16 protein-coding genes and 2 tRNA genes are annotated in these 12,609 nt (G+C 41.7%); 3 read left to right on the top strand and 15 right to left on the bottom strand.

Annotated elements, in window-relative coordinates:
- Positions 1 to 160 precede the first annotated feature (160 nt).
- Positions 161 to 682: a GntR family transcriptional regulator gene (locus NSU15_RS05770; RefSeq protein WP_339289541.1), complete on the bottom strand. Its 522-nt coding sequence runs from the start codon at positions 680 to 682 to the stop codon at positions 161 to 163.
- A gap of 5 nt (positions 683 to 687) precedes the next feature.
- Positions 688 to 1,452, bottom strand: a complete 765-nt coding sequence (locus NSU15_RS05765; RefSeq protein ID WP_339289540.1) for a PHP domain-containing protein — start codon at positions 1,450 to 1,452, stop codon at positions 688 to 690.
- Positions 1,453 to 1,754: 302 nt separating this feature from the next.
- On the opposite strand from NSU15_RS05765, the gene NSU15_RS05760 reads away from it, so the two are divergent.
- Together NSU15_RS05760 and NSU15_RS05755 are read left to right on the top strand one after the other, a co-directional pair.
- Entirely contained in the window at positions 1,755 to 2,441 is a 687-nt protein-coding gene (locus tag NSU15_RS05760) for a helix-turn-helix domain-containing protein (RefSeq protein ID WP_076121956.1), read from the top strand.
- A 20-nt stretch (positions 2,442 to 2,461) separates the two neighbouring features.
- Positions 2,462 to 3,316: an IS3 family transposase gene (locus tag NSU15_RS05755; RefSeq protein ID WP_081390105.1), complete on the top strand. Its 855-nt coding sequence runs from the start codon at positions 2,462 to 2,464 to the stop codon at positions 3,314 to 3,316.
- 139 nt (positions 3,317 to 3,455) lie between these two features.
- On the opposite strand, the gene NSU15_RS05750 is transcribed toward NSU15_RS05755, so the two are convergent.
- The 13 genes from NSU15_RS05750 to NSU15_RS05690 all read right to left on the bottom strand — a co-directional run bounded on the left by NSU15_RS05750 (position 3,456) and on the right by NSU15_RS05690 (position 11,993).
- Positions 3,456 to 4,646, bottom strand: a complete 1,191-nt coding sequence (locus tag NSU15_RS05750) for an ABC transporter substrate-binding protein (RefSeq protein ID WP_339289539.1) — start codon at positions 4,644 to 4,646, stop codon at positions 3,456 to 3,458.
- 71 nt (positions 4,647 to 4,717) lie between these two features.
- Entirely contained in the window at positions 4,718 to 5,419 is a 702-nt protein-coding gene (locus tag NSU15_RS05745; protein ID WP_076121920.1) for an ABC transporter ATP-binding protein, read from the bottom strand.
- Positions 5,420 to 5,425: 6 nt separating this feature from the next.
- Complete coding sequence (locus NSU15_RS05740; RefSeq protein WP_339289537.1) at positions 5,426 to 6,208, bottom strand: ABC transporter ATP-binding protein; 783 nt, start codon at positions 6,206 to 6,208, stop codon at positions 5,426 to 5,428.
- Positions 6,177 to 7,145 (bottom strand): branched-chain amino acid ABC transporter permease, encoded by a 969-nt coding sequence (locus NSU15_RS05735; RefSeq protein WP_042124789.1) that lies wholly within the window; start codon positions 7,143 to 7,145, stop codon positions 6,177 to 6,179. Before NSU15_RS05735 ends, NSU15_RS05740 begins: the two co-directional genes overlap by 32 nt.
- 11 nt (positions 7,146 to 7,156) lie before the next feature.
- Positions 7,157 to 8,062 (bottom strand): branched-chain amino acid ABC transporter permease, encoded by a 906-nt coding sequence (locus NSU15_RS05730; protein WP_042124787.1) that lies wholly within the window; start codon positions 8,060 to 8,062, stop codon positions 7,157 to 7,159.
- 381 nt (positions 8,063 to 8,443) lie between these two features.
- The gene (locus NSU15_RS05725) at positions 8,444 to 8,902 is read right to left on the bottom strand and encodes a hypothetical protein (RefSeq protein WP_042124785.1); all 459 of its coding nucleotides are present in this window, start codon (positions 8,900 to 8,902) and stop codon (positions 8,444 to 8,446) included.
- A gap of 54 nt (positions 8,903 to 8,956) precedes the next feature.
- The gene (locus tag NSU15_RS05720; protein ID WP_042124783.1) at positions 8,957 to 9,157 is read right to left on the bottom strand and encodes a hypothetical protein; all 201 of its coding nucleotides are present in this window, start codon (positions 9,155 to 9,157) and stop codon (positions 8,957 to 8,959) included.
- Positions 9,158 to 9,166: 9 nt separating this feature from the next.
- Positions 9,167 to 9,772, bottom strand: coding sequence for a class I SAM-dependent methyltransferase (locus NSU15_RS05715; RefSeq protein ID WP_042124781.1), 606 nt, complete (start codon positions 9,770 to 9,772; stop codon positions 9,167 to 9,169).
- A 47-nt stretch (positions 9,773 to 9,819) separates the two neighbouring features.
- Entirely contained in the window at positions 9,820 to 10,245 is a 426-nt protein-coding gene (locus NSU15_RS05710) for a GNAT family N-acetyltransferase (RefSeq protein ID WP_339289535.1), read from the bottom strand.
- Positions 10,246 to 10,268: 23 nt separating this feature from the next.
- Entirely contained in the window at positions 10,269 to 10,718 is a 450-nt protein-coding gene (locus NSU15_RS05705) for a hypothetical protein (protein ID WP_042124777.1), read from the bottom strand.
- 202 nt (positions 10,719 to 10,920) lie between these two features.
- Positions 10,921 to 11,009, bottom strand: a tRNA-Ser gene (locus NSU15_RS05700).
- Between the two features lie 7 nt (positions 11,010 to 11,016).
- A tRNA-Asn gene (locus NSU15_RS05695) sits at positions 11,017 to 11,092 on the bottom strand.
- A gap of 151 nt (positions 11,093 to 11,243) precedes the next feature.
- A complete protein-coding gene (locus tag NSU15_RS05690; RefSeq protein ID WP_339289534.1) occupies positions 11,244 to 11,993 on the bottom strand; it encodes an MBL fold metallo-hydrolase in 750 nt (249 codons plus the stop codon).
- Positions 11,994 to 12,119: 126 nt separating this feature from the next.
- Between NSU15_RS05690 and NSU15_RS05685 the strand changes: the two genes are divergently transcribed.
- Positions 12,120 to 12,551 carry an Lrp/AsnC family transcriptional regulator gene (locus NSU15_RS05685; protein WP_042124773.1) on the top strand — a complete coding sequence of 144 codons (432 nt, stop codon included), beginning with the start codon at positions 12,120 to 12,122 and terminating at the stop codon, positions 12,549 to 12,551.
- Positions 12,552 to 12,609: the final 58 nt, after the last annotated feature.

Here is a 12,609-nt window from a genome sequence, read left to right as displayed (position 1 = left end):
CCATGCACCGCCGTACAGAAATAACCGCACGCAATAAATGATAAAAACTATGCTAGACGTAGTCAAGATGACTCCAACCCTGAAGTAGCTCTTATATCCTTCTCTGCCGTACCCATACGGATGTGTTTCGTCAGGCGGCCGCTTCCCCTTAAGATGCCTTTTAACCGCAGTTGCCTTCGCTAAGGCTAACCCTACATTGTACAAAGCATATATACATAAGAAGATTGAGGCAGTATAGAGCCCTACAATCATTTTTCCAACGGCCATAACAATGTTCATATAAAACGATATTTTTGCATACTTGATTGAACGTTCTATTTTTCTTTGATCCATATTCCTCACTCCCACTAACTAACAAAAAAAGAGCCCTTGAGGCTCTAACGAATATATTCACGGATTCATAATTGAATCCGAGTTCGATCATCTTCTTACTGAAGCTTTTTCCAGCTGAGGGGGCGAGCGGAATGCGCAGTTTTCTATCCCGAACAAAGCTTCCCTTCCCCTGCATGGAATAAATAAGCCCCAGCTCCTGCAGGCGTTCATATGCTTTCCGAGCGGTCATACGCGGAACTTTGAACCGCTCTGCAAGCTCATGCTCCGATGGCAATTTATCGTCAGACACATACTCGCCTGACTGAATAGAGGCGTTCAAATGATCCATAATATCCATTTCTTCAGACATTCTGATCACCCCCATAGCAGCAATTGCTTACGTTCCTTCAGTGCACCTACAACTGCAGCATCAGGACTTTTACTGCCAAGTGTTATAGGACTTTCACCATAGAAGCCATGAAAATCTGAACCTCCGGTCATGATCAGATTATATTTAAGTGCCAATTCCCGTGCCCGAAGCTCATCTTCTTCTCTATGCAATGGATGCCATACCTCAATGCCTTGTAAACCAACTTCCACAAGTTCATCTACAGCCTCAAAGCTCTGGTATTGCCCCGGATGTGCTAGCACAGGAACACCACCAGCCAGAATAATGGTCCGAACTGCATCTTTCGCATCGACATATTCTGTCGGAATATAAGCAATGCCAGGTTGTTCCCCTCGCTGCCCTCGTGAGAAAAGCTTTTTATATAAGTCGCCATAGATCCGATCCGTATAGCCTTGATCAATTAGCGCATGCATAATATGCTGCTTATATACTCCCGTTCCGCCTTCGGCGTAGCTCAGGACATCCTCCCAGCGAATGTTATAGCCAGCTTCGATTAACCGCTTAGTTGCCAAGCAACAGCCTTCATGACGCCGTAAAAGTAGAGGACTACATAAAGCATTAATGGCTTCATGATCCTCTTCGATAAAATAGCCAAGAATATGAATCCGACGTTGGCGCTGCGTATCATAGCCTGATATCTCAATGCCAGGGATAAATTCGATGCCACGCTCTCTGCACATCTCGTCCATCTCAGCTAGCCCCTGTGTTGTATCATGATTGGTAACTGCCAAGTGCCCAATTTGTTCTTAAACAGCAAGCTCCAGCAGCTCTGTAAAATGAAGTGAACCATCCGACATTCTCGTATGACAGTGCAGCTCAATTTTCATAGCTTCCTCCTTCAATTTACTTCTTGAGCCCATTCTAACTTGATGCCAAGTAGCAAGGGTCATGGCAATGTAAGCGGAACGTTAAGAATTGTAATAATTTAGATATGAAAAAAGAGCAAACCCAGTGTGATGATGATATGCTCCCATCATAGTAGACAGTAGAAAAAACAAAAACTTCTACTTCAACAATGATGGGAGTTTTTGCGATGTCCAAAAGGAGTTCAATCTCTTTAGACGTAAAATTACACGTAGTACAGCGATGTATTCAGCATGTATCAAATCCTAATCATGAAGCAAAGCAATTAGGGGTTGCCAAAACTACAGTTACAGATTGGATAAGGAAATATAAGGCGGAAGGCTATGAGGGATTAAGAGAATCTAAGGGTTGGAAAGAATACGCTGATGAATTGAAGTTTGCTGCTATCAGAGATGTTCTATCTGGAGAATCTTTATGGGGAACTACCAAGAAGTATAATATTTCGAGTAGTAGTGTTTTGAGAAGATGGATTTCCAAGTATACTTGTAGGAAAGAAACTAAACCTACTCGTAAAGGAAATGGACACTCTCGTATGAATAACGGACGGAAAACAACTTTTCAAGAACGCATTGAAATCGTACAATACACAATCGCTAATCACTTAGACTATCAAAAATCTATCGTGAAATATAAAGTTTCATATCAACAGGTATACGCATGGGTACGTAAATATAATACTGGCGGCGAGGAAGCCCTTAGAGACAACCGTGGCCGTATCAAGTCAGTAGAAGAACTCGACGATCATGAACGCCTTAAACTTCGAATTAAGGAGCTAGAAGCTCGAAATGAATTCCTAGAAATGGAGAATGCCTTCGCAAAAAAGTTGGCAGAGATCCGGCGAAGAAATACACGCTAACTTTAGTTCGACATGCAGATTTGTATCCAGCCATCAAGGAACTGCACGTAGAAAAAGGCTACCCCATCACGGCGTTATGTAAGCTAGCTAGAGTCGCCCGATCTGCCTATTATAAATGGTTAAAGTGGAAGCCATCGACCCAAGAACTCGAGATTTTTTCGCTCGCTCAGGAAGTGAAGCTTCGCTATGAAAAACGCGGTGGAATTCTTGGATATCGTCAAATGCGCATTCAACTAAACCGTAAACTTAAGGGGAATTATAACAAGAAAAAATATTATCGAATTATGCGTGCTCTTGGATTAAAGGCTGTAATCCGAAGAAAACGACCAAATTACGTAAAGGCCACTGAAATTCATATCGCTGAAAATGTAATGAATCGTAAATTCAATGCAGAAGCTCCTAATAAGAAGTGGTGCACAGACGTCACAGAATTAAAGTATGGAAACGGTCGTAAAGCCTATCTGAGCGCTATTATTGATGTGTATGACAACTCCATTGTTTCATGGGTAATGAGCCATTCCAACAACAATATGCTCGTCATGGATACGGTGAAGAAAGCTTACAGAAGCAACCCCAAAGTGAATCCGCTTCTTCACAGCGACAGAGGCTTTCAATACACATCACAAGAGTATAATCGCCTTCAAGTGAAGTATGGATTTACTAAAAGTATGTCTCGAGTAAGTCGTTGTTTAGATAACCAACCCATAGAACGATTTTGGGGCACTTTAAAGGCAGAAAGTTATTATCTGAAAAAACACGACACTTATGAGGAACTCTTTGAAGTTGTGAGCAATTATATCCGTTATTACAATAATTACCGATACACGGAACGGTTAAACGGCTTATCTCCAAACGAATATAGACAAGCTGCTTAACGATGAACAAAAAAAAATCCCCCAATCTCTCATAAACTGAACCTGGGGGATAATTTAATCATTTTTTTGTTTTTTAGACTGTCTACTTGACAGGGAGCACTTCAATGATCTGGGTTTGCTCTTTTGTTTTCCTCTGAACTTATGGATTAACCTTCGCTTCGAAGGTTTGTACTCCATCTACAAATTTTAGCACCACCGCTGCTTTTACCGGGTCATGCGTTTCATTCATTGTGATCTTACCCGTAGCCAGTTGTAAATCCTTCGTCCCAGCGAGTGCCTCCTTCAGCTTCTCAGGGTCCGTGGAGTCCGCACGTTTAATAGCATCCGCTACTAGCTTCACAGCATCATATCCAAGCGCAGCCATCCCATCTGGAACAAGATCACCGTTAGCAGCCTTGAAGGCATCTACGAACGATTTCACTTCAGGCGAGCTATCTTCAGGTGAATAGTGATTGGACATATACGTATTATTGAGCGCCTCAGCGCCGGCAATCTCAGCCAGCTGTGGTGAATCCCAGCCATCCCCGCCCATAAACGGAACAGTGATCCCCATCTCACGAGCTTGTTTTACGATTTTGCCGACCTCTTCATAATAGCCCGGGAGATAAATCACATCGGGATTAGCTTCTTTAATACGTGTTAACACGGCTTTAAAATCAGAATCTTTTTGTTGATAGGATTCTTCGCTTAAGATAGAGCCGCCATTTTTAGTAAAAGTAGCTTTAAAAAAGGTTTGCAGCCCTTTGGAATAATCACTAGATGCATCTGTATAAATAACTGCTGTTTTCGCTTTAAGTGTATCCTTGGCGAAGTTCGCCATTACTTCTCCTTGAAAAGGATCAATAAAAGAGGCGCGGAATACCCATTCATTCAAGTCACCAGTACGTTCATCAACAGTTACTTTGGGGTTTGTGGCTGAGGAGCTGACCAGAGGAATGCCTTTTTCTTGAGCAACAGGAACAATCCCTAGTGTATTCGTAGATGTAGTTGCACCGATAATAGCTACGACTTTATTGGTAGTAATTAGCTTTTGCGCTGCGCGTGTCGCCTCTTCCGACTTAGATGCATTATCCGCTTCAATCAATTCAAGTTTTTTGCCGAGCACTCCACCAGCATCATTAATTTCTTTTACCGCCAGCTTTGCCCCTTTAAGTGCAGAATCACCGAAGGAAGCCTGGCCGCCTGTAAGCTCAAGGTCTGCTCCAATCTTGATGGTCCCTCCACCAGCATTCTCGCCCTCAGCGGTAGTGTCGTCTGTCTTGTTCCCACAGCCTGCCAGCAATCCACCAGCCAATAACACAGTCATCAATATGGCCCCGATTTTCTTCATCCTCTTCCAGCCTCCCAAAATAAATGATTTATAGGTTCTTTCTGTGATGCTGTTGTGAACTAGCCGATGAATTAATGTCCCAGATAAGCCATTCTGATCTCTTCCGAGTCTGCCAATTCCTTGGCATCTCCCTCAAGCACCACTCTGCCTGTTTCGAGCACATAAGCTCGATGAGCAATCTTAAGTGCCTGATGCGCATTTTGTTCTACAAGAAGTACTGTCGTTCCAGAGGCATTCACTTCTTGGATGATCCGAAAAATATCCTGAACGAGCAATGGAGCCAGCCCCATGGAAGGTTCGTCTAGCAGCAATAGCTTGGGATGCCCCATCATTGCACGCCCCATAGCGAGCATCTGCTGCTCCCCGCCAGACAAGGTGCCGGCAAGCTGTTTTTTCCTCTCTAAAAGACGCGGGAAGGTGGAGTAGACCTTGGCAAAGTCAGCAGCTAAGCTGCCCGAATCTTGTAAAAAAGCGCCTAACTCCAGATTTTCTTCCACCGACATATTAGCAAATACACGCCTGCCTTCCGGACAATGAATAAGCCCCTGTTTTACGATGGACTGCACACTCTGATTCGCAATCGATTTTCCAAGGAAATCTATAGTACCTGTCTTCGGTTTCAGCAATCCTGAGAGGGTCTTGAGCAATGTAGACTTTCCTGCTCCATTAGCTCCAATTAGAGTTACGATCTCGCCTTCTTTTACATGCATACTTAAATCCTTCAAGGCATGGATGGCCCCATAATACACATTAATTTCTTGTATACTAAGCATGGTCCACTACACCTCCTGTCCTAGATAGGCTTCGATAACTTTTGGATGATTCCTTATTTGTAGCGGTGTACCCTCAGCAATCAGCATTCCGCGATCCAGCACATAAATCCGGTCACACACTCCCATCACAAGGGACATATCATGCTCGATAAGCAAGATCGACAGATCAAAGGACTCACGGATCCAAGCAATCAGATTCATTAGCTCTTTGGTTTCGTTCGGGTTCATCCCTGCCGCAGGTTCATCCAATAGCAAAAGCTTAGGCCCCGCTGCAAGCGCACGCGCAATTTCCAGTCGCCGCTGATTTCCGTAACTAAGATTCCCGGCACATTCATCACATTGATCAGCTAGATTAAAGATTTTGAGAATGTCCATAGCCTTCTGTGTAATTTTGTTCTCCTCAGTAAAATGCTTAGGCAACCGGAGCATAGAGGTAAAGATTGAATGTCTGGCATGCTGGTGAAACGCGATCTTAACATTATCGAGAACCGTCATAGCGGTAAATAGCCGAATATTCTGAAATGTCCGTGCAGCCCCTTTTCGATTAATACGATAAGGCTTCATCCCACCCACTGCCTGATTGCTCAGAGTAATGTTGCCGCTGGAAGGCGGATATACCCCCGTCAGCAGATTAAAAAGAGTTGTTTTCCCCGCACCATTAGGCCCAATAAGTCCAATCAACTCACCTTTATTAATGTGGAGGGTTACCTCATTCAGCGCCTTAAGTCCCCCAAATGCACGACTCGCCTGTTGAACATCAAGAAGCACTTCCGCTGTTAATGCTGTCACTTGGCTTGACCTCCTTTTTAGACAATTTCAAGAAAGAAAAACCCGTGCTGCCAAGCAGCCCCTTAGGCCGAAAAATCATCATCAGAATTAGAATCGCCGAGTAAATAATCATCCGCAGCTCCGGATACTCCTGAAGCACCGTAAAGAGCACTGTCAGCACAATCGCACCCACGATGGCACCGCTTGTACTTCCTAGTCCACCTAACACAACCATGACTAGAATTTCGAATGATTTTAGAAAATTAAAGCTACCCGGATTAATGACGTAGAACTTATGAGCAGAGAGACCACCAGCTATCCCCGCAAATAATGCACCGAGTGAAAAAGCAATGACTTTGTACAAAGTCGTATTAATCCCCATCGCTTCAGCAGCAATTTCATTCTCCCGAATCGCTATACAAGCTCGGCCGTGAGTGGAACGTATAAAGTTATTGATGACAACAACCGTGACCAGTGTGAACAGAAACATAATCGTCCAAGTCGTTTGATTGGGGATGCCGCTTAGACCTGAAGCTCCGCCCACATATTCTGTATTGAGCAGGACAATCCGAATAATCTCTCCAAATCCCAGCGTAGCAATCGCCAGATAATCTCCATTTAGCCGTAAGGTCGGAATCCCAATAAGTACACCAAAGAATGCAGCCACCAGACCAGAGATTACTAACGCCAGTACGAAAGGCATGTCAAAATTCAGAGTTAGAATAGAAGAAACATACGCACCAATGGACATAAACCCAGCATGCCCGATTGAGAATTGCCCTGTTATCCCGTTAATCAGATTCAAAGACACCGCCAGCATGACATTTATACAAATCAGAATTAGCGTAGACTCCATAACATCATCAAATATTCCCGTTGTTAGAAGAACTTGAATGATGACATATAGGACAATAGCTAAGACGATGCCGATCCAAAATGACTTGTTTATCTTCTTCATACGGCATCTCCCTACACTTTCTCACGGACATTTTTACCAAACAGCCCGGACGGTTTAAAGATAAGGATTAGGATGAGTACAGCAAAGGCCACACCATCACGCCACGAAGAATACCCCAGAGAAGAAACCTCTGTCTCAACTGTACCCAGCAGAAGCCCACCCACCAAAGCGCCGGGAATGCTGCCAATGCCACCAAGCACAGCAGCCACGAAAGCTTTGAGTCCTGGGAGCACACCCATCATCGGGTCAACCGAATTGTAAGTCATTCCAAAAATAACGCCCGCCGCTGCCGCAAGTGCAGATCCTATAGCAAAAGTAGCTGAAATTGTCCGATCTACATTAATTCCCATCAGGCGTGCAGCTTCCATATCAAAAGAAACAGCCCGCATCGCTTTACCGATCTTGGTTCGGTGCACAATATACTGGAGAATGATCATCAAAACAACCGTCGTTCCCAAGATCATAATTTGGTTGGAATCTACCTGAATCGAAGAACCAAACAAGGTGTATTGCTGCTTATTAAGTATCTCTGGAAAGCCTTTAGCCTGAGGCCCGAGAACAAATACACCTGTGTATTCCAGAAAAAAAGAAACGCCGATTGCAGTAATAAGTACAGCGATCCGCGAGGCTTTTCGTAGAGGTTTGTAGGCTAGCCGTTCGATCGACATCCCCAGTAACGCACTGATGGTCATAGAGATTACCAATGAAATAAGTAAGACTAGGATTGGAGGCAGCCCTGCCGTAGCCAGATACCTAGCGCTGAACAATCCAATAAACGACCCCACCATAAACACATCACCATGAGCAAAATTGATCAATTTAATAATCCCGTAAACCATGGTGTACCCTAGTGCGATCAGAGCATAGATGCTCCCTACAGAAATCCCGTTAATTAATTGTTGAATGAAATACTCCATCGCCGTCCCCCTATTCCTATATTCACTTTTTAAAAAGCACCTTTCTTAAGCTTACATTCATTTTCATTATTTTATGTCATTTATATTAACATAAAAATACAAATAGATTAACGATAACTGTGTTATTTACTAAAAAATTCAATATTTACGTTATATTACATGACATATAAATTCATTGAACAAGGAGTGATTCTACGAAAAAATGTGTAGGGAGGAGGAAAACTGAGGAAATCAGAGATTTTTGAAGTTCGGCACCAATTGACCCATGTTCGATATTCATTCGAATGCTGAACTCAATGGGAAATAATATAACATTTATCTCATTATGACATACAAAAAAAAGCTTATTCCCAACCGATAAACGGAAGGAGAATAAGCTGTTCACATTTTCTCTTTTAATTCTAATTCTTTAATCTGCATCATATGATGTCGGTCATGTGATATAAAATCCTTTAAATATGACTCAAAGCAAAACCTTCCGTCAACATATTTTTCCGAGTATTTTTCCTCTTCAAGACTACCTATACAATCTAATATTAAGTTACGATACTTCATCGTCAATTCTATTATTTCGTCTTTAGTTTTTGTCTTACCATATGTAACAGCATCATTATTAAATAAATCGAAATCAATAAGTTGAAGTGTTATCGCTTTATCGCACACTATCGGTTCTATTGTCGATTCATAAAAGTATTTATCCCAAAGCATTATATGACTAACAACATCATGAATTGCCCATTTTCCTTCAGCGATGGGTGTTTTCCAATCTAAATCAATAATTTCTAGAACAAATCCATTCCATTCCTTAAACTGATTTAGCAAGTCTGATCGGTTATTCATTTGCATATCTCCTTTTTTATCATCATAATCCCAGAATAATTCTTTCTAAAAAGATTACATCATTTGACTTATTTGATGTTGTAACAAACTTGCCAATAAGAACTTCTCTTCACTATCAGCTGCGCCCACTAATAGACTATGACCAAGTTCATCTCTGACAGTAATGTTAATTTCGTTTTGCTTTAAGATAATAGTTCCAACCTCTTTAGAACTCAACTTACTAGTAACTCGCTTTACAAAAACCGAAGCTGTCATTCCAAGAGCTTATTTTTTATATATGTAATCAATAAATCCTTGCCGTATCCATTCGCCTTCAAACTTTCTTTCCAATACTCGATCTTCTTTGTATATTAATTGCATATCCTCAAACATAGAATCCGCCTCATGATAATCATAATAAGAGTGGATCACTAATTCATCATCTTCCATTTGTTCATACTGATGTTCCCCTAAATCAACCCCGTCACCGACTCGAAAATCCTTAAGGGTTAAAAAATTAACGAACAATAGCCCACCAGGTTTCAGCACCCGTTTCAATTCATTTATTGCTTCTTTCACATCTTGTTTTTTCATATGAAAAATAGAATTATACGAATACACAAAACTCATCGACTCATCGTTTAATGCCAACTGTCTCATGTCACCCTGATGTATGTTTAAATTCTGCCCTCTTTCTGCTGCGAACTGATTAGCTCTGTTCATTTGTTCAACATTCATCTCTATTCCGTATGTAGCGTATCCATAATTCGCAAACAAACTTAGTGGAGGTGTATCTCCTCCTGCACCACAATCTAATATTGTTTTTTCCATACCACTTTCATTACACAATGCCAAAAATCTGTACAGGGGTATTTGTTTAAAAAGCTCCATGTTTATTTCGCTCCTTTGAGTTTAGGTTAATCCTTTCTCAAACCACCTTACTCATAGCTAAGATCCTTTTTGTAGTAAAAATGCTTACTTCCAAGTGGAGCATCTTCGATAGTTGCAATCACTTTATATCCATACTTCTTATAAAATCCAGGCGCTTGAAAGCTGAATGTATCTAATTTGATAAAAGTACATTTTTTCGCTCTAGCAACTTGCTCTGCTTCTTCCAATAATCTTTTCCCGTAACCTTGACTACGATAGTTATCATCCACCCACAAAATACCAATCTCCATCCAATTCCAACATATCGCACTGTTGATACCGGCAATAATATCTCCTTTATCATCCTTCAAGCATAAATTCACCTCCTCATAGATGCCATTTGGTACTTGTTTAGAATTAAATTCAATAAGTTTTTTTCTAACGTAATCTGTTTCTTCATTTGAGCTATAAAGTATCTTAGGATTAATCGACATAAGTTCCTCCGGATGTTTTATCTCTAACATTGAATCCCCGCAATTCCAAAAGTCCCATTTATAACTTTCTCGTACTCATCCCATTCAAAATAAAAAGGCCCAACATTAATAGCTTTATTGCTGGGTTCCAGTTTGAAATCTCTCCATATGATAAGATTCTCTTCTTTTTCAATAAATACGGATATAAAGCCGCATTCTTCATCTCCACACCAGGGACAGACTAATATTGGGTACCTATAGTACAAATATTCATGCATTTCGTTTAACAAGAAATAGTTAATCATTTTCCTTTGATGCTCTTCACTCCCCCACCCGAGGGATGGAACCATGTCATGTTTTTTAAGCGTTTGGTAAAGAGACCTATCATCAATTATTATGTCAGCAAATTTGGTATTTTTATTTCCTTCTTGATCACGATCAAGACTATCATATCTACTTGAAGGTTTAGTTTGTAATTGATTTAAAATTTTCATTTTCCCTCCGCAGTATAACTACTGTGTTAGCTGATGTAATCGACTTCGTTAGGCTTATTAGTAAACATTCGCTTTTCTCACTCTATTCACCTTCCCAAATATAGAATCCGGCCACCATCATCACTAATAATTTAGAAAAAAGACAATTTATACAACAAAAAAAGAGCCCCCAAAATGGAAGCTCTTCTTATGTAATTCAGAACGGAGAGAGTGGGATTCGAACCCACGCACCGCTTACGCAGTCTAACCCCTTAGCAGAGGGTCCCCTTATAGCCACTTGGGTATCTCTCCATAAAAATGGCTCCCCGAACAGGACTCGAACCTGTGACAACTCGATTAACAGTCGAGTGCTCTACCAACTGAGCTATCAGGGAACATTAGAAGTAAATTTAGAAGTGAACATGAATTAATTTATCATGATTTCAAGGTCTAGTCAAGCGGGTAAAATAATTTTTGTGATCGTTTTCAAATTTACCTCTTACTCTGCCTCAATATAGATTTAAGAGGGAGCTATCCCCCTCTAGTCTATACACACCATTCCCCGTCTTCCGGAACCTGTACTCGATCTTGTAGCTCCTCCTTCTCCAAGTGAGCTTTTAACTTATCTCGGGTAACTAGGCAATGGTTGATGGCGTTCATGTGTACAGCGATGACCTTAGAAGAAGGAGCATATTCGCATAAGTCTACGACATCCTGCTCATTCATTGTGATATGGCATCCGCTTAAAAACTGCGCACCACCAGCATTTACAACTGTCACCTCAGGTTTAAAAACGTCCAATGCCATTTTCACCTTATCACACCAAATTGTATCCCCAGCCACATATAGAACAGGTTCTCCTTCCGCCTGAAACACAAACCCGGATACCTTACCCATAAGTTTACCAGTCACTCCAGTGCCATGCCGTCCATCAGTACGTGTTATAGTTATTCCATTAAACGTCAGCGAATCTCTAATTTCCGTGGTATGCTCAAACCCCTGCTTCGATAATTTATCTCCGTCTCCTTCCTGACATAATAGTGGTAGATCATGCGGCAACAAAGAAATGGCAGCGGCATCCCAATGATCCTGATGAAGATGTGTGACAAGAATTACATTAGGACTCAGCCATTGTTCTATGGCTCCCGGCAAAGGAACGAGCGGATTCCGACGATCATTTTCCGTATTAAAAATGGGAGGATTAACACCCTGCTCACTCAACATAGGATCGATCAGAAATGTACTTCCACCATACTCCAGCCATAGGGTCGCGTTGCGAATATGCTGTATTTTCATCGTAAGCCCTTCTTTCTTTCAGATCTCTTCTGCTACAATTAATTATAGTTGGACCTTGAAACAGAATACATTGAGATTGGAAAGAGATTGGCCTGTTCTACTTTCATGCAGAAAGGATTTTAGATAATGATGAGTTCTTACTCCATAGATGATGTGGATTTTCGCATCCTACAGCTTCTAATTGAAGATTCCACGATCAGTCACAGAGACATTGGGCAGCAAGTCCATATGACGGGTCAAGCTGTGGGCGCGCGTATTCGCAAAATGCAGGACACAGGAGTCATTGAAGGTTACACCGTTCGCTGGAATCCGGATAAGGTTGGGGAGACTATTCATGCCTTTATTACTGTGTTTCTGGGTTCGAATACGGTCCATCCAGCCTTTCAGACATTCGCAAAGCAACATGACAGCGTTAAAGAAATACATCGCGTCAGTGGAGAAGGCTGCTATTGGATACGTGTTCGTACGGGAAGCCAAGAGGAATTGAATAACTTTCTCGACGAGCTGCTGAAGTTCGGAAATTACAGAGTCAATCTATCAATGGGAAAGCTGAAATAAGGCTGTATCGCGTAGGAGGCCGCTATCGAATCAGTTGACCTTATATGCAAAAACGCAG

The sequence above is a fragment of the Paenibacillus sp. FSL E2-0201 genome (assembly GCF_037963325.1).
Classification (GTDB): Bacteria; Bacillota; Bacilli; order Paenibacillales; family Paenibacillaceae; genus Paenibacillus_AQ.
The sequence above is the reverse complement of the archived record's forward strand: the minus strand, read 5'-3'. Positions and strand labels throughout refer to the sequence as shown.